We start from the raw sequence: 21,551 nt of genomic DNA, 5'->3' as shown, positions 1-21,551 counted from the left end.
CGGTGGGAGCGGGTTTGCTCGCGAAGGGGGCCTGACATCCAACATCTTCGTTGACTGTCATGCCGCCTTCGCGAGCAAGCCCGCTCCCACAGGGGAACCGCGTCTGGGCTTCTACTGCTTTTCCAGCAGCCACTGCCGAGTACCCGGCGTGAACGAAGGCATTTCATCGGCCAATGCCGCATTGACGGTCTGGAAAATTTCCAGCTTCTTGCCGTCGCGGGCAAAGATCCAGGTGTTGCCCTGGCCGTTCTGTTGCAGCCAGATGTTGTCGTTGCCGCCGCTCATGGAGGCGCAGTCGCCCGCCAGGCATAAGGCGTAACGATCGGCGCCCGGTAGGCCGCTGACCTGGCCGTCGGGCTGGAATTGCACGCTGGCGCCTTGGCCGGGGCCGTTGACGATGCTCCAGGTGCCACCCAGGTAGGCGGCATACAGTGCTCGCTCGAAACTGGCGCCGATTGGCGCGCCTTCTGGTACCTGGACTGACGCGCGGTCGAACACCTGTTGCGGTTCGTTTTCGGTGGCGGCCTGGCTCAACTGGTTGCCGTCGCGCTTGAGTTCGCTGGCGGAGCTGCCGTAGAAATCGACTTTCCACGTGCCGTCTTCTTCGCCCAGCAACTTGCCTTCGACATTTTCAAAGCCGTTGGTATAGCGCGCCTGACCGGCCCGGGTGTTGACGTCCCATTCCAGGTTCGGGCCATAACCCTGCAAAGCCTCGCGAAGCGGGCCACCTTTGGCGGCAGCGTCGATGGCTGCCTGGTTGATCCAGGTGCCGCTGATGTCACGGTCGGCAGGGTCGCTGGCGCAGCCGCCCAGAAGCAGGGCGACCAGCGAGAGAGCAAGCGCGTTGCGCATGGTGGAATCCTTTCAGAACGAAAACGGCGCAGCGGGGGAGGGCTGCGCCGGGCTTATTACTCGATGACCAGGATGGCGTCCATCTCAACCTGCGCGCCCTTTGGCAGGGCCGCCACGCCAATGGCGGCGCGGGCAGGGTAAGGCTGGTCGAAGTACTTGCCCATGACCTCGTTGACCTTGGCGAAGTGGCTCAGGTCGGTGAGGAAGATGTTGAGCTTGACGATGTCCTTGAACGAACCACCGGCAGCCTCGGCCACGGCCTTGAGGTTTTCGAACACCTGCACGGTCTGGGCTTCGAAGCCTTCCACCAGCTCCATGGTTTTCGGGTCCAGCGGGATCTGGCCCGACATGTACACGGTGTTGCCCGCCTTGATGGCCTGGGAATAAGTACCGATGGCGGCAGGGGCTTTGTCGCTGGTGATAACGGTTTTGGTCATGAATGACTCCTTGTAATGGGTGGGCCTGATTGCGCCGTTATGCGCGCATCCGGGTGATGCGGATGACGCCGGTCAGGGCGCGCAGTTTCTTGATCACGCGGGCCAGGTGCACGCGGTCGTGCACGCTGACCACCAGTTGGACGACGCTGATGCGGCCATCGCGTTCGTCCATGCTGATTTTTTCGATATTGCCGTCGGCGGCGTTGACGCTGCTGGCCAGCAGCGCGATCAGGCCACGCTGGTGCTCCAGCTCGACCCGCAGCTCGACGTTGAATTCGCCGGTAACATCCTTGGCCCAGGAGAGCTGGATGCATTTTTCCGGGTTGTGGCGGATTTCGCTGATGTTGCGGCAGTTGTCCAGGTGCACCACCATCCCTTTGCCGGCGGACAGATGGCCGACAATCGGGTCGCCCGGGATCGGTGTGCAGCACTTGGCATAGCTGAGCACCAGGCCTTCGGTGCCGCGAATCGCCAGCGGGCCTTCGGGGCTTGGCAATTGCTCGCCTTCGCCGAGCAGGCGGCGGGCGACGACGTAGGCCATGCGATTGCCCAGGCCGATGTCTTCGAGCAGGTCTTCGATCAGTTCGAGGCGGTATTCGTGGAGCATGAGCTGCACGCGCTCGACCGGGATCTTGTCCAGGGAGCTGTCGAAACCGTTCAGCACTTTGTTCAGCAGGCGCTCGCCCAGGCTGATGGATTCGGAGCGGCGTTGCAGTTTCAAGGCGTGGCGGATATGGGTACGGGCCTTGCCGGTGACCACGAAGTTGAGCCACGCCGGGTTCGGTCGGGCGCCGGGCGCGCTGACGATTTCCACCGTGGAGCCGCTTTGCAGCGGTTCGGACAACGGCGCCAGGCGACGGTTGATCCGACAGGCGATGCAGCTGTTGCCGACGTCGGTGTGCACCGCGTAGGCAAAGTCCACGGCCGTGGAGCCTTTGGGCAGCTCCATGATCCGGCCCTTGGGCGTGAAGACATAGACCTCGTCCGGAAACAGGTCGATCTTGACGCTTTCGATGAATTCCAGGGAGTTGCCGGCCCGCTGCTGCATTTCCAGCACACCCTTGACCCACTGTCGGGCCCGGGCGTGGGTGTTCTTGGGTTGTTCGTCGCCGCTGGATTTGTAGAGCCAGTGGGCTGCGATGCCGTTGTTGGCCATCTCTTCCATTTCACGGGTGCGGATCTGGATTTCGATCGGTACACCGTGCATGCCGAACAACGTGGTGTGCAGCGATTGATAACCGTTGGCCTTGGGAATCGCGATGTAATCCTTGAAGCGCCCCGGCAACGGTTTGTACAAATTATGCACAGCACCCAATACGCGGTAGCAAGTATCGACCTTGTCGACGATGATCCGGAACGCGTAGACGTCCATGATCTCGTTGAAGGCCCGACGTTTGCCGCGCATTTTCTTGTAGATGCCGTAGAGGTGTTTCTGCCGGCCGCTGACTTCGCCTTCGATGCCGTCGATGGCCAGGCAGTGGCTCAGGGATTCTTCGATCTTGTTGACGATTTCCTTGCGATTGCCCCGGGCGCGCTTGACGGCCTGGTTGATCCGCGCCGAACGCATCGGGTGCATGGCCTTGAAGCCAAGGTCTTCGAACTCGATGCGAATCGCGTGCATGCCCAGGCGATTGGCGATGGGCGCGTAGATCTCCAGGGTTTCCTTGGCGATCCGTCGGCGTTTTTCGCCGGAGAGCACTTCCAGGGTGCGCATGTTGTGCAAGCGGTCGGCGAGCTTGACCAGGATCACGCGGATGTCGCGGGCCATGGCCATGGCCATTTTCTGGAAGTTTTCGGCCTGGGCCTCGGCCTTGGTCTCGAAGTTCATCTGGGTCAGTTTGCTGACCCCGTCGACCAGTTCGGCCACGGTTTCGCCGAACTGCGCTTGCAGCGCTTCCTTGGCAATGCCGGTGTCTTCGATCACGTCATGCAGCATTGCCGCCATCAGGCTCTGATGGTCCATGTGCATGTCGGCAAGAATGTTCGCCACCGCAAGCGGGTGCGTGACGTACGCCTCGCCGCTGCGGCGGCGTTGGCCGTCGTGGGCTTGTTCGGCGTAGAAATAGGCTCGGCGGACCAGGTTGACCTGGTCCTTGCCGAGGTAGGCCGATAAGCGATCGGCGAGGGCGTCTATGCTCGGCATGATGATGACTCCTGCCGTTTGCTGTGACCCCGCGCCGTGCTACGTCGACCAGGCATAGGCTTAGACCGCCTCGTTGGACTCGTCCTCGAACGCTGCGAACAGCGGTTCGTCTTCAACGATTTCAGCGTTGGCGATGAACTCGTAGCTCATCAGGCCTTCGGCGATTTCACGCAGCGCTACTACGGTAGGCTTGTCGTTTTCCCACTGGACCAACGGCTCTTTGCCACCGGTGGCCAGTTGACGGGCACGCTTGGTAGAGAGCATGACCAGCTCAAAGCGGTTTTCCACGTGTTCTAGGCAGTCTTCAACGGTTACGCGGGCCATGGTATTCCTCGGAGCGAATGCAATATGCGCGCTGCCCGGTTGGGCGAGCGGACTCAACAGTTTAAAAAAACACCAGCGTTTAGGGAAGCGCTGATTTTTTAACCAAACCCCTCGGCGCGCTGCGAGTACCAATGTAAAGCCGTCGCAGCGGTTTTGGGAAGGGCCATTCAGCCCAACAATTCGGCCAATAATTTACCGAAACGTTGCTGCTGGCGTTTCTGCTGCAGCTGGCTGGCGCGGAAAATCGCCTTCAAGTCGTCCAGTGCGTGGGCGAAATCGTCGTTGATGATCAGGTAATCGTAGTCGACGTAGTGGCTCATTTCGCTGACCGCTTCGCGCATCCGGCCTTCGATGATGTCGTCGCTGTCCTGGCCACGGTTGGTCAGGCGCTGGCGCAAGGCCTGTTGGCTCGGTGGCAGGATAAAGATCGAGCGGGCCTGGGGCATCAGCTTGCGCACCTGCTCGGCACCTTGCCAGTCGATTTCCAGGATCAGGTCATGGCCTTCGTCCAGGGTCTGCTGCAGGTAGCTTTGCGAGGTGCCATAAAGGTTGCCGAAGACTTCGGCGCGCTCCAGGAAGTCGCCGTGTTCGGCCATTTTCACGAACTCTTCGCGGTCGACGAAGTGATAGTTCACACCGTTCACTTCACCCGGACGCATGGCGCGGGTGGTGTGCGAGACCGAGACGCGGATCTGCGGTTCGGCGTCGATCAGTGCCTTGACTAGGCTGGTCTTGCCGGCGCCCGAGGGCGCGGAAATGATGTAGAGGGTGCCGGTGCTGTGGGTCATGTCGTTAGCCTTACTCAATGTTTTGCACTTGTTCGCGCATTTGCTCGATCAACACCTTGAGGTTGACCGCAGCCTGGGTGCTGCGCGGGTCGAAGGCTTTGGAGCCCAGTGTATTGGCTTCGCGGTTGAGCTCCTGCATCAGGAAGTCCAGGCGGCGACCGGCCGCACCGCCGGACTTGAGCACCCGGCGAACTTCGATGATGTGGGTGCTCAGGCGATCCAGTTCTTCGGCCACGTCGCTCTTTTGCGCGAGCATGACCATTTCCTGTTCCAGGCGCTGCGGGTCCAGTTCGGCCTTCATGTCAGTGAAGCGATCGAGCACTTTCTGGCGCTGGGTGGCGAGCATCTGCGGGACCAGCTCGCGCAGGGTGCTGACGTCTTCTTCAATGGACGTCAGGCGCTCGTTGATCAGTCGGGCCAACTCCGCGCCTTCACGCTCGCGGCCGGCCTTGAGTTCCTTGAGCCCTTCGTTGAACAACGCCATTGCCTCGGCGTTCAGCGCTTGCGGGTCGCTGGCATCGCCCACCAGCACACCCGGCCAGGCCAGGACTTCCAGTGGATTCAGGGCGGCGGGGTTTTTGATCAGGCTGGCGACGGTTTCGGCGGCGGCCACCAGTTGCGCGGCGCGCTCGCGGTCCACCTGGAGTGTCTTGCCGGCGCTTTCTTCGGTGAAGCGCAGGGTGCATTCCAGTTTGCCCCGGGACAGGCCCTGGCGCAGCGCTTCGCGCACGCCGCCTTCCAGGTCGCGGAAGGACTCGGGCAGGCGCAGGTGTGGCTCCAGGTAACGGCTGTTGACCGAGCGCAGTTCCCAGCTCAGCGTGCCTTGGGCCCCGGCTTTTTCAACGCGGGCGAAGGCGGTCATGCTGTGCACCATGGAGGTTCCTCGCAATGAAGCGGCCACAACCGGCGGTCGTGGAGCCTGATATCTGTGAATAAAAGCCCAAGGGCAGCAAAGGCGCAGGATTGTAGCGCAGTGCGGCGCAGGCCCCAAACCGCGCATGTGACAAAGCGCTGCAACCTGTCGGCCGGGGCTTTGAGGGACTTCGCTCGCGCCGGCTTTTTAGAACAGCGCTACGTTTAACTGCCCTATGACGATTCACGGCTCTATAATGCTCGGCAGTTTTCCGTCCTCTGTACAGGTGTTCCCTATGAAACGTCCAAGTGGTCGCGCTGCCGATCAGCTTCGCTCGATCCGCATTACCCGCAACTACACCAAACACGCCGAGGGATCTGTACTGGTCGAATTCGGTGATACCAAAGTCATCTGCACGGTCAGCGTCGAAAACGGTGTGCCACGCTTCCTCAAGGGCCAGGGCCAAGGCTGGTTGACGGCCGAATACGGCATGCTGCCGCGCGCCACCGGTGAGCGGAACCAGCGCGAAGCCAGTCGTGGCAAGCAGGGCGGCCGGACCCTGGAAATCCAGCGCCTGATTGGCCGTTCGCTGCGCGCCGCGCTGGACATGACCAAGCTGGGCGATGTGACGCTGTATGTCGACTGCGACGTGATCCAGGCCGATGGCGGTACGCGTACCGCGTCAATTACTGGCGCGATGGTCGCGCTGGTCGATGCCTTGAAAGTGATCAAGAAGCGTGGCGGCCTCAAGGGCGGCGATCCGCTCAAGCAGATGATTGCCGCGGTGTCCGTGGGCATGTACCAGGGCGAGCCGGTGCTGGACCTGGACTACCTGGAAGACTCCGCCGCCGAGACCGACCTGAACGTGGTCATGACCAGCGCTGGCGGCTTCATTGAAGTCCAGGGCACTGCTGAAGGCGCGCCGTTCCAGCCGGAAGAATTGAACGCTATGCTGGAGTTGGCGAAGAAAGGCATGAACGAGATTTTCGAACTGCAAAAGGCCGCATTGGCTGACTGATTGTTTCGCGCTTCAGACAAGGAGAATGTCATGAGTGATGAGCAAGTCCTACTGCCCCAGCCCAGCAAGGAGGCGCGTCAATGGGCGATGTTCTGTCACCTGTCCGCCTTGCTGGGGATCTGGATTCCGTTCGGTACGCTGATCGGGCCGCTGGTGCTCTGGCAGCTCAAGCGTGAATCCGACCCGTTCATCGATGCCCAGGGCAAGGAAGCGCTGAACTTCCAGATCACCGTGGCGATTGCCTCGGCGATCAGCTTGCTGCTGATGGTCGTGGTGATTGGCTTCTTCCTGTTCGGGCTGGTGGCCATTGGTGCGCTGGTGCTGACCATCATTGGTGGGGTGAAGGCCAATGAAGGGCAGCCGTATCGGTATCCGTTTACCTGGCGGTTGGTCAAATAACGATCAGCTAGCGCCTTTTACCTGTGGGAGCGAGCTTGCTCGCGATTGCGGCTGTTCATTCAATATTGATGTTGGCTGATCCACCGCCATCGCGAGCAAGCTCGCTCCCACAGTTGATTTTCAGTGGCCACAAAAAAACCGACATTTCTGTCGGTTTTTTTGTGGCTGCGCAAACGACACTCAGATCGTCAGCGTCCAGTCGTAATCCACGATCAACGGCGCATGCTGCGAGAACCGTGGCTGGCGCGGCAGGCGGGCGCTGCGTACGAAGCGGCGCAGGCCGGGGGTCAGCAATTGGTAGTCGAAGCGCCAGCCGAGGTTGAGCATCTCGGCCTGTTCATTGTCTGGCCACCAACTGTACTGATCGCCTTCACGGCTGACTTCGCGCAGGGCATCGACATAACCCATGTTGCCAATGATCTCGTCCATCCAGGCCCGTTCCGGCGCCAGGAAACCCGGGGATTGTTGGCTGTCGCGCCAGTTCTTGATATCCAGCTTCTGTTGCGCCACGTACAGCGAGCCACAATAAATGTACTCGCGACGTTTGCGTCGCTGTTTATCCAGATAACGGGCGAAGTCGTCCATTAGCTTGAATTTCTGATTCAAATCTTCATCGCCGTTCTGCCCCGAAGGGAGCAGTAAGGTCGCGATGCTGACCTTGTCAAAATCGGCTTGCAGGTAGCGCCCGTAGCGGTCCGCCGTCTCGAAACCGAGACCGTTGATGACAGCCTTCGGTTGCAGCCGCGAGTACAAAGCCACGCCACCCTGGGCGGGGACTTCGGCATCGCAGGCATAAAGGAAGTAACCATCCAGTTGGAAGGCTGCATCGTCCAGTTCAAAGGCGGAGGCGCGGGTGTCCTGCAGGCAGATGACGTCGGCATTCTGTGCTTGCAGCCAACTGAGCAAACCTCGCTCCACTGCAGCCTGAATACCATTGACGTTCACACTGATGATCCGCATAAATGGCCCCAAAAATCACGTGCGTGTATGATACACGGCGTGTACCTATTTAGCTAAATCCGTGGTATTTGGGGCTTTTTTCATGCAGGCGTATCAGCGCGATTTCATTCGTTTTGCCATCGATCGCGGCGTTTTGCGCTTCGGTGAGTTCACCCTCAAGTCCGGTCGCACCAGTCCGTACTTCTTCAATGCCGGCCTGTTCAACAGCGGTGCCGCCCTGGCGCAGCTGGGCCGTTTCTATGCGGCGGCCATCGTCGAGAGCGGCATCTCGTTCGACGTATTGTTCGGCCCGGCCTACAAAGGCATCCCGCTGGCCGCCACCACCGCCGTCGCCTTGGCCGAACATCATGGCCGCGATCTGCCTTGGTGCTTCAACCGCAAGGAAGCCAAGGCCCATGGCGAAGGCGGCAGCCTGGTGGGCGCCCCGCTGACCGGCGATGTGCTGATCATCGACGACGTGATCACCGCCGGCACCGCTATCCGCGAAGTGATGCAGATCATCGCTTCCCAGGAAGGCGCCAAGGCAGCCGGCGTGCTGATCGCCCTGAACCGCCAGGAGCGCGGCAACGGTGAGTTGTCGGCAATCCAGGAAGTGGAGCGCGACTTCGGCATTCCGGTGATCAGCATCGTGTCGCTGAACCAGGTGCTGGAGTTTTTGGCCGACGATCCGCAGCTCAAGCAGCATTTGCCGGCGGTTGAGGCTTATCGGGCGCAGTTTGGTGTCTAAAAGGCTTGCGCTAAACCCCTGTGGGAGCGGGCTTGCTCGCGAATGCGGCGGCACATCCGACATTATGTTTGTCTGACCCACCGCTTTCGCGAGCAAGCCCGCTCCCACATAAGTCTGCCTTCACTGGTAATCAGTGCCAAAAAAAGACCCCGCTCAACCAGGTTGAGCGGGGTCTTTTTTTACCGGTATCGCTTAAGGACGCTTGCGATTACTGATCAACGTACCCACACCCGTATCGGTGAAGATCTCCAGCAGAATCGCGTTCGGTACCCGGCCGTCGATGATCAGCGAGCTGCCGACGCCGCCCTGTACCGCTTCCAGCGCGCAGCGAATCTTCGGCAGCATGCCGCCGTAGATGGTGCCGTCGGCGATCAGGTCGTCGACCTGTTGCGTCGACAGCCCGGTCAGGACCTTGCCGGTCTTGTCCATCAGGCCGGCGATGTTGGTCAGCAGCATCAGCTTTTCAGCTTTCAGTGCTTCGGCCACTTTGCCGGCCACCAGGTCAGCGTTGATGTTGTACGACTCGCCGTTGGCGCCCACGCCGATAGGCGCGATCACCGGGATGAAGTCGCCCTTGACCAGCAGGTTCAGCAGGTCGGTGTTGATGCCAACCACTTCGCCCACGTGGCCGATGTCGATGATTTCCGGTTGGGTCATCTCCGGCGTCTGGCGGGTGACGGTGAGTTTCTTCGCCCGGATCAGCTCGGCGTCCTTGCCCGTCAGGCCGATGGCGCTGCCGCCATGGCGGTTGATCAGGTTGACGATGTCCTTGTTGACCTGGCCGCCGAGGACCATCTCCACCACATCCATGGTCTGCGCATCGGTGACGCGCATGCCGTCGATGAAATGGCTTTCGATCGACAGGCGCTTGAGCAGGTCACCGATTTGCGGGCCACCGCCATGCACCACCACCGGGTTGATGCCCACGGCCTTCATCAGCACGATGTCGCGGGCGAAGCCGGTTTTCAGCTCCTCGCTTTCCATCGCGTTGCCGCCGTATTTGATCACCAGGGTCTTGCCGACGTAGCGTCGGATATAAGGCAACGCTTCGGACAGGACCTTGGCGGTATTGGCGGCGGCTTCGCGTTCGAGGGTCATTCAGGGCTCCGGTGATTTAAACATCAAAACGGTAGTTGGAGATCGGGTGCAACACGCTTGAGTTGGGTGTGGAACACGTCCTTGATGCGCTGCAGCTCGGCTTCGTTGTCAGCCTCGAAACGCAGGACCAGCACCGGCGTGGTGTTGGACGCGCGAACCAGGCCCCAGCCTTGTGGGTAGTCGACCCGCACACCGTCGATGGTGGTCAGTTCGGCTCCTTCGCCCCATTGGGCGTCGTGCAGTGCATCAATGATGCTGAATTTGCTCTCTTCGGTCACATGGATATTGATTTCTGGCGTAGAAATATCGTTCGGGAAGGTCGCGAACAGCTCTTCAGCGCTGGATTTCTCCTTGCTGAGGATTTCCAGCAGGCGTGCGGCGCTGTAGATGCCGTCGTCGAAACCGAACCAACGCTCCTTGAAGAAGATGTGGCCGCTCATCTCGCCGGCCAGCAGGGCGCCGCTTTGTTTCATTTTTTTCTTGATCAGCGAATGACCGGTTTTCCACATCAGCGGACGACCGCCGTATTCCTTGATCAACGGCACCAGGCGACGGGTGCACTTAACGTCGAAGATGATTTCGGCGTTCGGATTGCGCGCTACCACGTCACGCGCGAACAGCATCAGCAGGCGGTCCGGGAATACCACGCTGCCGGTATTGGTCACCACGCCCACACGGTCGCCGTCACCGTCGAAGGCCAGGCCCAGGTCGGCGTTGGTTTCCTTGACCTTGGCGATCAGGTCTTCGAGGTTTTCCAGCTTGCCCGGGTCCGGGTGATGGTTGGGGAAGTTGCCGTCCACATCGCAGAACAGTGGAATGACTTCGCAGTTCAGGGCTTCGATCAGTTGTGGGGCGATCACGCCGGCGGCGCCGTTACCGCAGTCGACCACCACTTTAAGGCGACGGGCGAGCTTCACGTCTTTGACGATTTCGTCGTTGTAGCGCTCGAGGATGTCGACCTTGGTCACGCTGCCCTGGCCGCTGCTCAGGTCGTTGGTCTTGAGGCGGGTGTGCAGGGCCTGGATCTGCTCGTTGGCGAGGGTGTCGCCGGCGATGACGATCTTGAAGCCGTTGTAGTTCGACGGGTTGTGGCTGCCGGTGAGCATCACGCCGGATTTACCAGCCAGCACGTTGGCGGCGTAGTACAGCGCCGGTGTCGGCACCAGGCCCACGTCGCTGACGTGGCAGCCGCTGTCGGCAACGCCTTTGATCAACTGCTCGACCAATTCCGGGCCCGACAAGCGGCCATCGCGGCCGACGGACACGTTCGGTTCGCCCTGGGCCAGGCTCTGGGAGCCAATCGCGCGGCCGATCCAATAGGCGGTTTCGGCGGTGAGGGTTTCCGGTACCACGCCACGGATGTCGTAGGCGCGGAAGATGCTGTCAGGGAAGATCGGGGCGATTGCAGCTGGGGTGTTCATGGGCGGGGCGCTCTATCAGGAAAGTGACTGGACAGGCCGACGGTTAGCGTCGGCAGGCTCAAACTGAAGCGTATGACGGCGTTTTTGACAGAGAGTTCGCGGTGGGAAAGTGCCATGAGACAGCGTTACCTTGAACACAGCGGTCTAATACGTTGATTCCGGATGGGAAAACCTTGCTCAGAGCCCTTGCGCATTTTTCGTCCTGAAACAGAAGCTTAACAAACGAGCCGGGCATAACGCCCGGCTTGAAACAGCCGGATCAGTGGCTGCCCGAATGCCCGAAACCACCGGCGCCGCGCTGGCTTTCGTCGAATTCTTCCACCAGTTCGAAGTGAGCCTGGACCACCGGCACCAGCACCAGCTGGGCGATGCGCTCGCCCACGGCGATGTTGAACGCCGTTTGACCACGGTTCCAGCACGAAACCATCAGTTCGCCCTGGTAATCGGAGTCGATCAGGCCGACCAGGTTGCCCAGCACGATGCCGTGCTTATGGCCCAGCCCAGAGCGCGGCAGGATCAGCGCGGCCAGGCCCGGGTCACCGATGTACACCGACAGTCCGGTAGGGATCAGCAAGGTCTGGCCCGGCTCCAGGATCGTGTCCTGCTTGAGCATTGCCCGCAGGTCGAGGCCGGCGGAGCCCGGTGTGGCGTATTGCGGCAGCGGGAATTCATTGCCGATGCGTGGATCGAGAATCTTGGCTTGTAAGGCGTGCATGAAAATTAAACCTGGTTCAGACGTTCGGCGATAAAAGTGACCAGTTGGCGGGCAATCTTGCTCTTGCTGGTCTGGGCGAAAAGTGTGGCGTGCAACTGGCGGTCGATCACGCTGCAGGCGTTTTCTTCGCTGTTGAAGCCGATGCTCGGGTTGGCAACGTCGTTGGCGACGATCAAGTCCAGATTCTTGTCCTTGAGTTTGCGCGCGGCGTAGTCGAGCAGGTGTTCGGTCTCGGCGGCGAAGCCGACGCTGAAAGGCCGGTCCGGGCGAGTGGCGATGGTGGCAAGGATATCCGGGTTGCGCACCATTTGTAGTAGCAGGCCGTCGCCGCTCGTAGGGTCTTTCTTCAATTTTTGTGGGGCGACGACTTCAGGGCGGTAATCCGCTACCGCCGCCGAGGCGATGAACAGGTCGCACGGGATGGCGGCTTCGCAGGCCGCGAGCATGTCCCGGGCGCTGACCACGTCGATGCGGGTGACCCGGTCCGGGGTCGGCAGGTGCACGGGGCCGGTGATCAGCGTCACCCGGGCGCCAGCCTCCACCGCCGCTTCGGCCAGGGCGAAACCCATTTTCCCGGAGCTGTGGTTGGTGATGTAGCGCACCGGGTCGATGTTTTCCTGGGTCGGCCCGGCGGTGATCAGCACGTGTTTGCCGGTCAGGGCCTGGCGCTGGAAGCAGTCGGCGGCGCACTGGGCAAGGTCAGTGGCTTCAAGCATGCGCCCCATGCCGACATCGCCGCAGGCCTGGCTGCCGGAGGCCGGGCCGAAGACTTTCAGGTCGCGGCTTTCGAGCAGTTGCAGGTTGGCCTGGGTGGCCGGGTCGCGCCACATGGCCTGGTTCATGGCCGGGGCGACGGCGACCACCGCGTCGGTGGCGAGCACCAGCGTGGTCAGCAAATCATCGGCAATGCCCTGGGCCAGACGGGCGATCAGGTCGGCCGTGGCCGGGGCGATCAATACCAGGTCGGCCCACTTGGCCAGTTCGATATGGCCCATGGCGGCTTCGGCCGCGGGGTCGAGCAAATCCAGGTGAACCGGGTGCCCGGACAGTGCCTGCATGGTCAGCGGGGTGATGAACTCACTGCCGCCGCGGGTCATGACGACCCGTACTTCCGCGCCCTGGTCGATGAGTCGGCGAACCAGCTCGGCGCTCTTGTAGGCGGCAATGCCGCCGCCGACGCCCAGAACGATGCGTTTCCGATACAGCCGCTGCATAGGCCTGCCTTTCGATTTCAGTGGTCAGTGCAAGGCGAACCCCATGGCAGCAGCTGCCAGGGTGCAAATCGCCTGCAAAAAAGATGGGCTACGATATCACAGCGACCGCTACGGAACAGCGGCGCCCAATTCACACGGAGGTGCTATGAGCATTCGCGATTGGCCTGCGGCGGAACGCCCGCGGGAGAAACTGCTGGACCAGGGCCCTGCAAGCCTGTCTGACGCCGAGTTGCTGGCGATTTTCCTGCGCACGGGCGTATCCGGCAAAAGCGCGGTGGACCTGGCGCGACACCTGCTGCATCAATTCGGCAGCCTGCGGGTTTTGCTGGAAGCCGACCTGCCTACCTTCAGTGCGCAACTGGGCCTGGGCCCGGCGAAGTTTGCGCAGTTGCAGGCGGTGCTGGAAATGGGCCGACGGCATTTGGCCGAAGACCTGCGCCGAGACTCGGTGCTGGAGAGCCCGTTGGCGGTGCGCGACTACCTCAAGGCCATGTTGCGCCACGAACCGCATGAGGTATTCGGTTGCCTGTTCCTGGATTCACGTCACCGGGTATTGGCGTACGAGGCGCTGTTTCGCGGCTCTATCGACAGCGCCAGTGTCTACCCGCGGCAGGTGGTCAAGCGTGCCCTGGCCCACAACGCCGCTGCGCTGATCCTGTGCCACAACCACCCCTCCGGCAATACCGAGCCCAGCCAGGCCGACCGGTTGCTCACTGATCGACTGCAAGAGGCGCTGGAGTTGATCGATGTGCGGGTGCTCGACCATTTCATCGTGGGCGACGGGCAGCCGCTGTCGATGGCTGAGTATGGGTGGATGTAGGCGCGATCCGGCAAGTGCAATCCCTGTGGGAGCGGGCTTGCTCGCGAAGAGGTCGTGTCAGGCGACATCAATGCTGGCTGACCCACCGCTTTCGCGAGCAAGCCCGCTCCCACAGGTTTTAATGCATACAGAGGGCTACTTGAGGCTGACCTTCGAATAATCCTGCCGCCCAAACGGGCTCACCGCGTAACCCTGCACTTCCTTGCGGGTCAGGGCGAAGGCAGTCGGGTGCGCCAACGGCAACCAGAGGGCCTGTTGCTGGATCTGCGCCTGGGCCTGTTCGTAGAGCTTGGTGCGCACGCCTTGTTCGCTGGTGGTCTTGCCGGCGCTGATCAGTTTGTCCAGGTCCGGGTTGCAGTAGCGGGCGAAGTTGGTGCCCGCCTTGACCGCCGCGCAGGAAAACTGCGGCGTGAGGAAGTTGTCTGGATCGCCGTTGTCGCCGGCCCAGCCCATGAACAGCAAGTCATGTTCGCCGGCCTTGGCGCGACGGATCAGTTCGCCCCATTCGATCACCCGGATTTCCGCCTGAATGCCGATTTCCGCCAGGTCGGACTGCAGTAATTGCGCGCCAAGGCTGGGGTTTGGGTTCAGCAGGCTGCCGGAAGGGCGGGTCCAGATAGTGGTCTGGAAGCCTTTTTTCAAACCAGCCTTGGCCAGCAAGTCACGGGCCTTGGCCGGGTCATGGGCGTAGCCGGGCAAGCTCCTGGCGTAGCTCCAGGTGTTCGGTGGATAGGGGCCGTTGGCCGCTTCGGCTGTGCCTTCGAAGACCGTCTTGAGGTAGCTGGCCTTGTCGAAGGCGAGGTTGATGGCCTGGCGCACCTCGGGTTTGTCCAGCGGCGGATGCTGGCTGTTGATCGCCACGAACGCGGTCATGAAGGCGTCGGTGTTAGCCACATTCAGCGTAGGCTCTTGCTTGGCGGCTTGTACGTCCAGCGGCTTGGGCGACAGGGCGATCTGGCATTCGTTGCGGCGCAGTTTCTGCAGGCGAACGTTGGCGTCCGGTGTGATGGCGAAGATCAGGGGATCTACTTGGGGCTTGCCACGGAAATAATCACCGTTGGCCTTGTAGCGAATCGAAGCGTCTTTCTGAAAACGGTTGAAGACGAACGGGCCGGTGCCGATCGGCTGGCTGTTGAGTTTTTCCGGCGTGCCGGCCTTCATCAACTGATCGGCGTATTCGGCCGAATAAATGGAGGCAAACCCCATGCTCAACGTCGCCAGGAAGGTCGAGTCGGCGTGATCGAGGGTGAAGCGCACGGTCAACGGGTCCAGTGCATCGATTTTCTTGATCAGCGCCGGCAACTGCATGGACTGGGCGTGGGGGAAGCCGCTTTGCGCCACCTTGTGCCAAGGGTTCGCCGGGTCGAGCATGCGCTCGAAGCTGAATTTCACATCCTCGGCGGTCAGGTCGCGGCGCGGCGTGAAGTATTCGGTGTGGTGGAGCTTGACCTGTGGGTGCAGCTTGAACACATAGGTCAGGCCATCGGTCGAGACTTCCCAGTGGTCGGCCAGGCTGGGGACCACTTTGCCGCTGGCGGTGTCGAAATCCACCAGGCGGTTCATCAGCACATCGGCGGAGGCGTTGGTGGTGGTCAATGAGTTGTATTGGACGACATCGAACCCTTCCGGGCTGGCTTCGGTGCAGACGCTCAGGGCGGCGGCCAAGGCCTGCGGGGTGATCAGCAGAGGGGCGAGCAACAATGGTAGGGCAGCGAGGCGCATGGTCGGTTTCCTGTGCAAGTCGAAGGCCCATCTGCGAGTGCAGTCTGGAAAAGGCCTACCCTAGTGGGCTCGCTGGCAAATGACTATCCCCTTTTTGCATTTTCCGGCACTCTGCGTCGTCGCGTGGACGACTCAAACTCACCTTCAGTTGAAAAAACCTGAAGGTAGCGACGAGTGGTCGCCGGCCGCGCCAGCCTTTGCGGCAGCCGTCCGGGGCGGTTGATCGAGGGTTTCCAACGAAGACAAATCACATCGGCTGTTGTTGCACTGTGGTCTTTCTGGTATAAAGCAGCGCTCTTTTCTAGGGGCCCGGTTCCTTCACTGTAGGTGTAGCCGGTAAGACCCTTAAAGAAACGCGGCGCCTGGCGCCAAATGACTGAGAGATTAAGCGGCCAACCCATGCCGGGTTGGGCATGTGGTTTTAGAGGGCTGAGGCATGTCGAGAGTCTGTCAAGTTACCGGTAAGGGTCCGGTGACTGGGAATAACATTTCCCACGCAAACAACAAAACCCGTCGTCGTTTCCTGCCGAACCTGCAGCATCACCGCTTCTGGGTTGAAGAAGAGAAACGTTTTGTGCGTCTGCGCGTATCTGCCAAGGGCATGCGTATCATCGACAAGCGTGGCATCAGTGTCGTGCTGGCCGAACTTCGTCGCGATGGCAAGGTTTAAGGGAGCTAATCATGCGTGAATTGATTCGTTTGATCTCGAGCGCCGGTACTGGTCACTTCTACACTACCGACAAGAACAAGCGTACTACCCCGGACAAAATCGAGATCAAGAAATTTGATCCGGTTGTTCGCAAGCACGTGATCTACAAGGAAGGCAAAATCAAGTAATTGATTTTTCCTTCTTACGAAAAAGGCCCGTATCGCGAGATACGGGCCTTTTTTGTTGTTTGACCGACCAGGCACTCATGTGAGCAGGCCTGAGGGGCAGCAAAGTCTCAGGCTTTCTGCTCGAACACCACATAAATCTTGCGGCACGGCTCCAGCACTTCCCACGTGCCCTGGAAGCCCGCAGGGATTACAAAGCGGTCGCCGGCCCGCAGGGTCTTGGCATTGCCATCGTCGTCGCGCAGTACGGAAACGCCTTGGACGATTTCGCAGTATTCATGCTCGGTGTAGTTGACCGTCCACTGGCCGACGGCGCCTTCCCAAACGCCCGCGTTCATTTGCCCGCAAGGGCTGCTGTAGTGGTTGAACAGCGTTTGTTCGGGATCGCCCTTGAACACCTTGGCCGGGTCCGGGCGATAGCGTTCGGCGGCGGTATTGGCCTGGCTGAAATCGACGATGTCCTGAATGCTCATGCGGTAAACCCCGGTAATGACGGTTCGAATGGCTGGAAGAGCCAAAGTCTATGTTTATTAAAACGAACATCGCAAGGCTGTTTGCCGCTGTTGTGTCAAATATATTGAAACATGACCGGCCGCTGGTTTAGGGTGGCGGGTGCCCCATGCCAAAAAAAGCGCCCAACCAGGCTGGCCGGGAATTCTTGAAACGCTGCGCATTGCGTGGCGTTCGTACTCAATAAGAGGAGGACACACGCATGACCACCCTGACTCGTGCCGACTGGGAACAACGCGCCCGCGACCTGAAGATCGAAGGCCGCGCCTTCATCAACGGTGAATACACCGATGCGGTGTCCGGCGAAACCTTTGATTGCCTCAGCCCGGTCGATGGCCGCCTGCTGGGCAAGATCGCCAGCTGCGACGTCGCGGACGCCCAGCGTGCTGTCGAAAACGCCCGTGCGACGTTCAATTCCGGCGTCTGGTCGCGCCTGGCGCCGAGCAAACGCAAGGCCACCATGATCCGTTTCGCCGGCCTGCTCAAGCAGAACGCCGAAGAATTGGCCCTCCTCGAAACCCTGGACATGGGCAAACCGATCAGCGACTCCCTGAACATCGACGTTCCCGGTGCTGCGCAAGCATTGAGCTGGAGCGGTGAAGCCATCGACAAGATCTACGATGAAGTGGCCGCGACCCCGCACGACCAATTGGGCCTGGTGACACGCGAGCCGGTGGGCGTCGTGGGCGCTGTCGTGCCGTGGAACTTCCCGTTGATGATGGCCTGCTGGAAGCTTGGCCCGGCGCTGTCCACCGGTAACTCGGTGGTGCTCAAGCCGTCGGAAAAATCCCCGCTGACTGCCATCCGTATCGCTGCCCTGGCGATCGAGGCTGGCATTCCGAAAGGCGTGCTGAACGTGCTGCCTGGCTACGGTCATACCGTCGGCAAGGCCCTGGCCCTGCACATGGACGTCGATACGCTGGTGTTCACCGGCTCCACCAAGATCGCCAAGCAACTGATGATTTACTCCGGCGAATCCAACATGAAGCGCATCTGGCTGGAGGCCGGCGGCAAGAGCCCGAACATCGTGTTCGCCGATGCCCCGGACTTGCAAGCCGCCGCTGAATCCGCCGCCAGCGCCATCGCGTTCAACCAGGGCGAAGTCTGCACCGCCGGCTCGCGGCTGTTGGTCGAGCGCTCCATCAAGGACACGTTCCTGCCCCTGGTGATTGAAGCCCTCAAGGGCTGGAAACCGGGTAATCCGCTGGACCCGGCGACCAACGTCGGCGCCCTGGTCGATACCCAGCAGATGAACACCGTGCTGTCCTACATCGAGGCCGGTCACAATGACGGCGCCAAACTGGTGGCCGGTGGCAAGCGGATTCTCGAGGAAACCGGTGGCACCTACGTCGAGCCGACGATTTTCGACGGTGTGAGCAACGCGATGAAAATCGCCCAGGAAGAGATTTTCGGCCCGGTGTTGTCCGTCATCGCCTTCGACACCGCTGAAGAAGCCATCCAGATTGCCAACGACACGCCGTACGGCCTGGCCGCGGCGGTATGGACCAAGGACATCTCCAAGGCTCACCTGACCGCCAAGGCCCTGCGTGCCGGCAGCGTTTGGGTCAACCAGTATGATGGCGGCGACATGACCGCGCCGTTCGGTGGTTTCAAGCAATCGGGCAACGGTCGCGACAAGTCGCTGCATGCGTTCGACAAGTACACCGAGCTGAAGTCGACCTGGATCAAGCTCTGACAGTGGCGGCCCCGGATCCTGTCCGGGGCTACATGTCACGCAGGTCATTGTGGGAGCGGGCTTGCTCGCGAAAGCGGAGTGTCAGTCAACTTAGCTGTTGAATGTGAAACCGCCTTCGCGAGCAAGCCCGCTCCCACATTTGCTTTGCGCAGGACTGAAAGATAACCCTCCACAGGAGCGTGGAAATGCGTTGGGCGACCTATTTCGCCGTGTTGGCGTCTGTCCTGAGTGTCGGTCTGGCCCTGGGCGTGAGCATGCCGCTGGTATCGCTGCGTCTGGAGAGTTGGGGCTATGGCTCGTTTGCCATTGGGGTGATGGCCGCCATGCCGGCGGTTGGGGTGTTGGTCGGGGCGAAGGTGTCGAGCCGGCTGGCGGCGCGGTTCGGCACGGCGGCGTTGATGCGCCTGTGCCTGTGGGGCGGCGCGGTGTCCATCGGGTTGCTGGCGTTGTTGCCCAGTTATCCGATCTGGCTGGTGCTGCGGCTGGTGATTGGCGTGGTCCTGACCCTGGTTTTCATCCTCGGTGAAAGCTGGATCAATCAACTGGTCATCGAACGCTGGCGTGGGCGACTGGTAGCGCTGTATGGCAGCAGCTATGCCCTGAGCCAGCTGTCGGGTCCGCTGCTGCTCGGCGCGCTGGGGACCGGTCATGATTACGGTTTCTGGGTGGGTGTCGGTTTGCTGCTGGTCTCGCCATTGCTGTTGCTGGGGCGTGGCGGGGCGCCGGCCAGTGAGGCCAGCAGCGTTACTTTCGGCGATTTATGGACGTTTTGCCGAGGCTTGCCGGCCATTGCCTGGGCCGTGTCGTTGTTCGCGGCATTCGAGGCGATGATCCTGACACTGTTGCCGATTTATTGCCTGCGCCAAGGCTTCAGCGCCGACATCGCATTGGCGATGGTCAGTACGGTGGTGGTCGGTGATGCCTTGCTGCAGTTGCCCATCGGCGCCCTGGCTGATCGCCTGTCTCGCCGGTCGTTGTTCACTGGCTGTGCAGTGGCGCTGACGTTATCGAGCCTGGCGGTGCCATTGCTGATCGATACGGTGCTGATCTGGCCGCTGTGGGTGCTGTTTGGCGCCAGCGCAGGCGGTTTGTTTACCTTGTCGCTGATCCTGATCGGCGAGCGTTACCGCGACGATGCGCTGGTGCGGGCCAATGCCCATGTGGCGCAGCTGTGGGGGATCGGCTGCCTGATTGGCCCGTTGGCGGCGGGGGCGGGCAGTCAGTGGGTCAGTGGGCATGCGCTGCCGTTGTTCATGGCGGCGGGGGCGTTCGGGCTGGTGATCCTGTTGTTGCGCCAAGGGGCTTTTGGGGCGCCCCAAACAGCCTGAACATACCCAAATCCCGTGGCGAGGGAGCTTGCTCCCGCTCGGTTGCGCAGCAACCGCAAAAGCCGGGACTGCTGCGCAGTCCAGCGGGAGCAAGCTCCCTCGCCACCAAAAGCGGGCTGCCTCTAAAGCATCTGTTCCAGTCCGATGGTCGTGCTGAACCAGGCATTGAACCGGCGCCACCAGCTGCCCGGCTCGCGGTCCAGGTCATGCAATTTGCCGTTGTCTTCGGTCGTCCACACCAGCCTTCCATCTTCCAGGCGGGCCTGATAACTCAAGGCCGGCGCCATGCCTTGCAAGGCCAATTCACGCACTTGGCCGGCAAGTTCCGGGCTGTCCACCAGTACGCCGACTTCGGTGTTCCACAGCACTGAGCGCGGGTCGAAATTGAACGAGCCGATGAAGGATTTCCGCCGATCAAAAATGATCGCCTTGCTGTGCAGGCTCGAGTCCGATTCGCCGTATGACTTGCTGTAGAACAGATGAGGGCTGCTGCCTTTGTCGCCCGGTTGCCGGCGAAGCTCAAACAGTCGTACGCCGTGTTCCAGCAGTGCTTTGCGATAGGGTGCGTAACCGCCGTGCACCGCCGGCACGTCGGTGGCTTCCAGGGCGTTGGTCAGAAGGCTCACCGAGACCCCGGCATCGGCGCGACTGGTCAGGTACACCAGGCCGGTCTGGCCGGGCACGAAATAGGCCGAAATCATGATCAGCTCGTTGCTGACGCCCGTCAGTTCCGGGGCCAGTTGTGTGGTCAGCAACAATTGTGGATCTGGTTCATCCTTGGCCAGTACCTTGCTGGGCGCGTCCCACAGGGCCTGGTTCCAGGCCCAGACCAACTCCTTGCGCCAGGTATCCAGGCGCGGTTGGGTCTTGTAGCGGGTCAACTGCTGATAGAGCGCGTGATTCTCTTTGTGCGTCTGCTCCATGGACTCTTGCAGGCGCAAGCGGCTGTTGGCCAAGTCCTTGGGGGTTGGGCGGTGGGACAGGAATTGCTCGATGGGTTTGCTCAGGGCGCTGTTCCAGTACTGGTCGAAGCCGTGCCCCAGTTGTTCGGCCACCGGCCCGACACTGAGCAGATCGATGTCGGTGAAGTTCAGGTTGGGTTCGGCGTCGAAATATTCGTCCCCCAGATTGCGACCGCCGACGATGGCCATGCTGTTGTCCGCCAGCCATAGCTTGTTGTGCATCCGGCGATGTTGCTGCGACAGATTGAGCAGGCGCCCGAGACCACGCGTCACGCCGGTGGCGCGTCCCAGGTGCAGCGGGTTGAACAGGCGAATCTGGATTCGCGGATGAGCGGCGAGGGTGGCGATGATCTGGTCCTGGCCATCGCTGGTGGTGTCGTCCAGCAGAATCCGCACGCGCACGCCCCGGTCGGCGGCCTTGAGCAGTTCATCCACCAGCATCCGCGTGCTGATGCCGTCGTGAACAATGTAGTACTGCAAGTCCAGGCTGCTTTGGGCGTTGCGAATCAGCTCCGCCCGGGCAGTAAAGGCATCGGTGCTGTCTGAGAGCAGACGAAAACCCGACTGTCCTTCATGGGGCGCGGCCTGGGCCTGGACCGAGCGGCCGAATGAGGATTCGGAGGCCGGTAACGCCTGGGAGGGCTCGCGGGTGACATCAAAGCTGGCGCAGCCGCTCAGTAGCGCGGCGACAAACAGAAGCACATGCAGGATCGGTCTGGATCTCACGTAG

At 61.1% G+C, this 21,551-nt stretch carries 21 protein-coding genes and 1 pseudogene; 8 read left to right on the top strand and 14 right to left on the bottom strand.

All coding sequences use genetic code 11. The annotated features are described in order from the left end of the window. Window positions 1-111: 111 nt before the first annotated feature. The 6 genes from CD58_RS27875 to CD58_RS27850 all read right to left on the bottom strand — a co-directional run bounded on the left by CD58_RS27875 (window position 112) and on the right by CD58_RS27850 (window position 5,418). Window positions 112-852 carry a hypothetical protein gene (locus tag CD58_RS27875; RefSeq protein WP_025216139.1) on the bottom strand — a complete coding sequence of 247 codons (741 nt, stop codon included), beginning with the start codon at window positions 850-852 and terminating at the stop codon, window positions 112-114. Window positions 853-908: 56 nt separating this feature from the next. After that, entirely contained in the window at window positions 909-1,289 is a 381-nt protein-coding gene (locus CD58_RS27870) for a RidA family protein (RefSeq protein WP_003206880.1), read from the bottom strand. A gap of 37 nt (window positions 1,290-1,326) precedes the next feature. Then, entirely contained in the window at window positions 1,327-3,432 is a 2,106-nt protein-coding gene (gene spoT, locus CD58_RS27865; protein ID WP_025216138.1) for a bifunctional GTP diphosphokinase/guanosine-3',5'-bis pyrophosphate 3'-pyrophosphohydrolase, read from the bottom strand. A gap of 60 nt (window positions 3,433-3,492) precedes the next feature. Beyond that, window positions 3,493-3,756 (bottom strand): DNA-directed RNA polymerase subunit omega, encoded by a 264-nt coding sequence (rpoZ, locus tag CD58_RS27860; protein ID WP_003177259.1) that lies wholly within the window; start codon window positions 3,754-3,756, stop codon window positions 3,493-3,495. A gap of 167 nt (window positions 3,757-3,923) precedes the next feature. Continuing rightward, window positions 3,924-4,544, bottom strand: a complete 621-nt coding sequence (gmk, locus tag CD58_RS27855; protein WP_003206877.1) for a guanylate kinase — start codon at window positions 4,542-4,544, stop codon at window positions 3,924-3,926. Window positions 4,545-4,554: 10 nt separating this feature from the next. Beyond that, complete coding sequence (locus CD58_RS27850; protein WP_025216137.1) at window positions 4,555-5,418, bottom strand: YicC/YloC family endoribonuclease; 864 nt, start codon at window positions 5,416-5,418, stop codon at window positions 4,555-4,557. 274 nt (window positions 5,419-5,692) lie between these two features. On the opposite strand from CD58_RS27850, the gene rph reads away from it, so the two are divergent. Both rph and CD58_RS27840 read left to right on the top strand, forming a co-directional pair. Next, window positions 5,693-6,415 carry a ribonuclease PH gene (gene rph, locus CD58_RS27845; RefSeq protein WP_025216136.1) on the top strand — a complete coding sequence of 241 codons (723 nt, stop codon included), beginning with the start codon at window positions 5,693-5,695 and terminating at the stop codon, window positions 6,413-6,415. Window positions 6,416-6,445: 30 nt separating this feature from the next. Next, window positions 6,446-6,814, top strand: coding sequence for a DUF4870 domain-containing protein (locus tag CD58_RS27840; RefSeq protein ID WP_025216135.1), 369 nt, complete (start codon window positions 6,446-6,448; stop codon window positions 6,812-6,814). A gap of 180 nt (window positions 6,815-6,994) precedes the next feature. Here the strand turns inward: CD58_RS27840 and CD58_RS27835 are convergent, their stop codons facing one another. Beyond that, the gene (locus tag CD58_RS27835; RefSeq protein WP_013694557.1) at window positions 6,995-7,774 is read right to left on the bottom strand and encodes an exodeoxyribonuclease III; all 780 of its coding nucleotides are present in this window, start codon (window positions 7,772-7,774) and stop codon (window positions 6,995-6,997) included. Window positions 7,775-7,856: 82 nt separating this feature from the next. Between CD58_RS27835 and pyrE the strand changes: the two genes are divergently transcribed. Continuing rightward, on the top strand, window positions 7,857-8,501 hold the full coding sequence (gene pyrE / locus CD58_RS27830) for an orotate phosphoribosyltransferase (RefSeq protein ID WP_025216134.1): 645 nt from the start codon (window positions 7,857-7,859) through the stop codon (window positions 8,499-8,501). Window positions 8,502-8,693: 192 nt separating this feature from the next. Here pyrE and argB read toward each other — a convergent pair whose 3' ends face one another. The 4 genes and pseudogenes from argB to coaBC form a co-directional block, all read right to left on the bottom strand. Next, the gene (gene argB / locus CD58_RS27825; protein WP_025216133.1) at window positions 8,694-9,599 is read right to left on the bottom strand and encodes an acetylglutamate kinase; all 906 of its coding nucleotides are present in this window, start codon (window positions 9,597-9,599) and stop codon (window positions 8,694-8,696) included. A 23-nt stretch (window positions 9,600-9,622) separates the two neighbouring features. Then, window positions 9,623-11,026, bottom strand: a pseudogene (locus CD58_RS27820) (phosphomannomutase/phosphoglucomutase); the annotation flags it as partial. A 253-nt stretch (window positions 11,027-11,279) separates the two neighbouring features. Beyond that, entirely contained in the window at window positions 11,280-11,735 is a 456-nt protein-coding gene (dut, locus tag CD58_RS27815; RefSeq protein WP_003206867.1) for a dUTP diphosphatase, read from the bottom strand. Window positions 11,736-11,740: 5 nt separating this feature from the next. After that, window positions 11,741-12,949 (bottom strand): bifunctional phosphopantothenoylcysteine decarboxylase/phosphopantothenate--cysteine ligase CoaBC, encoded by a 1,209-nt coding sequence (coaBC, locus tag CD58_RS27810; protein ID WP_025216131.1) that lies wholly within the window; start codon window positions 12,947-12,949, stop codon window positions 11,741-11,743. A gap of 145 nt (window positions 12,950-13,094) precedes the next feature. Between coaBC and radC the strand changes: the two genes are divergently transcribed. Then, a complete protein-coding gene (gene radC / locus CD58_RS27805) occupies window positions 13,095-13,769 on the top strand; it encodes a RadC family protein (RefSeq protein WP_025216130.1) in 675 nt (224 codons plus the stop codon). Window positions 13,770-13,904: 135 nt separating this feature from the next. On the opposite strand, the gene CD58_RS27800 is transcribed toward radC, so the two are convergent. Next, window positions 13,905-15,491, bottom strand: coding sequence for an ABC transporter substrate-binding protein (locus CD58_RS27800; RefSeq protein ID WP_025216129.1), 1,587 nt, complete (start codon window positions 15,489-15,491; stop codon window positions 13,905-13,907). A gap of 436 nt (window positions 15,492-15,927) precedes the next feature. Here CD58_RS27800 and rpmB point away from each other — a divergent pair, with 436 nt between their 5' ends. Continuing rightward, complete coding sequence (rpmB, locus tag CD58_RS27795; protein ID WP_003177273.1) at window positions 15,928-16,161, top strand: 50S ribosomal protein L28; 234 nt, start codon at window positions 15,928-15,930, stop codon at window positions 16,159-16,161. Window positions 16,162-16,172: 11 nt separating this feature from the next. Continuing rightward, on the top strand, window positions 16,173-16,328 hold the full coding sequence (rpmG, locus tag CD58_RS27790; RefSeq protein WP_007894709.1) for a 50S ribosomal protein L33: 156 nt from the start codon (window positions 16,173-16,175) through the stop codon (window positions 16,326-16,328). Between the two features lie 107 nt (window positions 16,329-16,435). On the opposite strand, the gene CD58_RS27785 is transcribed toward rpmG, so the two are convergent. Further along, entirely contained in the window at window positions 16,436-16,798 is a 363-nt protein-coding gene (locus CD58_RS27785; protein WP_025216128.1) for a cupin domain-containing protein, read from the bottom strand. A gap of 239 nt (window positions 16,799-17,037) precedes the next feature. Here CD58_RS27785 and CD58_RS27780 point away from each other — a divergent pair, with 239 nt between their 5' ends. Both CD58_RS27780 and CD58_RS27775 read left to right on the top strand, forming a co-directional pair. Further along, window positions 17,038-18,531: an aldehyde dehydrogenase gene (locus CD58_RS27780; protein WP_025216127.1), complete on the top strand. Its 1,494-nt coding sequence runs from the start codon at window positions 17,038-17,040 to the stop codon at window positions 18,529-18,531. A 185-nt stretch (window positions 18,532-18,716) separates the two neighbouring features. After that, a complete protein-coding gene (locus CD58_RS27775) occupies window positions 18,717-19,859 on the top strand; it encodes an MFS transporter (protein ID WP_025216126.1) in 1,143 nt (380 codons plus the stop codon). 122 nt (window positions 19,860-19,981) lie between these two features. Here CD58_RS27775 and CD58_RS27770 read toward each other — a convergent pair whose 3' ends face one another. Continuing rightward, complete coding sequence (locus CD58_RS27770; RefSeq protein WP_025216125.1) at window positions 19,982-21,547, bottom strand: phospholipase D family protein; 1,566 nt, start codon at window positions 21,545-21,547, stop codon at window positions 19,982-19,984. Between the last annotated feature and the right edge of the window lie 4 nt (window positions 21,548-21,551).

This window comes from Pseudomonas brassicacearum (genome assembly GCF_000585995.1).
In the GTDB taxonomy this organism is placed as follows: Bacteria; Pseudomonadota; Gammaproteobacteria; order Pseudomonadales; family Pseudomonadaceae; genus Aquipseudomonas; species Aquipseudomonas brassicacearum_A.
The sequence above is the reverse complement of the archived record's forward strand: the minus strand, read 5'-3'. Positions and strand labels throughout refer to the sequence as shown.

Coding starts and splice junctions, on each gene's coding strand:
- argB (WP_025216133.1), bottom strand. CDS start 9,599: ATGACCCTCGAACGCGAAGCCGCCGCCAATACCGCCAAGGTCCTGTCC.
- CD58_RS27780 (WP_025216127.1), top strand. CDS start 17,038: ATGACCACCCTGACTCGTGCCGACTGGGAACAACGCGCCCGCGACCTG.
- CD58_RS27785 (WP_025216128.1), bottom strand. CDS start 16,798: ATGAGCATTCAGGACATCGTCGATTTCAGCCAGGCCAATACCGCCGCC.
- rpmG (WP_007894709.1), top strand. CDS start 16,173: ATGCGTGAATTGATTCGTTTGATCTCGAGCGCCGGTACTGGTCACTTC.
- CD58_RS27870 (WP_003206880.1), bottom strand. CDS start 1,289: ATGACCAAAACCGTTATCACCAGCGACAAAGCCCCTGCCGCCATCGGT.
- rph (WP_025216136.1), top strand. CDS start 5,693: ATGAAACGTCCAAGTGGTCGCGCTGCCGATCAGCTTCGCTCGATCCGC.
- CD58_RS27775 (WP_025216126.1), top strand. CDS start 18,717: ATGCGTTGGGCGACCTATTTCGCCGTGTTGGCGTCTGTCCTGAGTGTC.
- CD58_RS27800 (WP_025216129.1), bottom strand. CDS start 15,491: ATGCGCCTCGCTGCCCTACCATTGTTGCTCGCCCCTCTGCTGATCACC.
- coaBC (WP_025216131.1), bottom strand. CDS start 12,949: ATGCAGCGGCTGTATCGGAAACGCATCGTTCTGGGCGTCGGCGGCGGC.
- spoT (WP_025216138.1), bottom strand. CDS start 3,432: ATGCCGAGCATAGACGCCCTCGCCGATCGCTTATCGGCCTACCTCGGC.
- CD58_RS27840 (WP_025216135.1), top strand. CDS start 6,446: ATGAGTGATGAGCAAGTCCTACTGCCCCAGCCCAGCAAGGAGGCGCGT.
- gmk (WP_003206877.1), bottom strand. CDS start 4,544: ATGACCCACAGCACCGGCACCCTCTACATCATTTCCGCGCCCTCGGGC.
- CD58_RS27875 (WP_025216139.1), bottom strand. CDS start 852: ATGCGCAACGCGCTTGCTCTCTCGCTGGTCGCCCTGCTTCTGGGCGGC.
- rpoZ (WP_003177259.1), bottom strand. CDS start 3,756: ATGGCCCGCGTAACCGTTGAAGACTGCCTAGAACACGTGGAAAACCGC.
- CD58_RS27850 (WP_025216137.1), bottom strand. CDS start 5,418: ATGGTGCACAGCATGACCGCCTTCGCCCGCGTTGAAAAAGCCGGGGCC.
- CD58_RS27835 (WP_013694557.1), bottom strand. CDS start 7,774: ATGCGGATCATCAGTGTGAACGTCAATGGTATTCAGGCTGCAGTGGAG.
- dut (WP_003206867.1), bottom strand. CDS start 11,735: ATGCACGCCTTACAAGCCAAGATTCTCGATCCACGCATCGGCAATGAA.
- radC (WP_025216130.1), top strand. CDS start 13,095: ATGAGCATTCGCGATTGGCCTGCGGCGGAACGCCCGCGGGAGAAACTG.
- rpmB (WP_003177273.1), top strand. CDS start 15,928: ATGTCGAGAGTCTGTCAAGTTACCGGTAAGGGTCCGGTGACTGGGAAT.
- pyrE (WP_025216134.1), top strand. CDS start 7,857: ATGCAGGCGTATCAGCGCGATTTCATTCGTTTTGCCATCGATCGCGGC.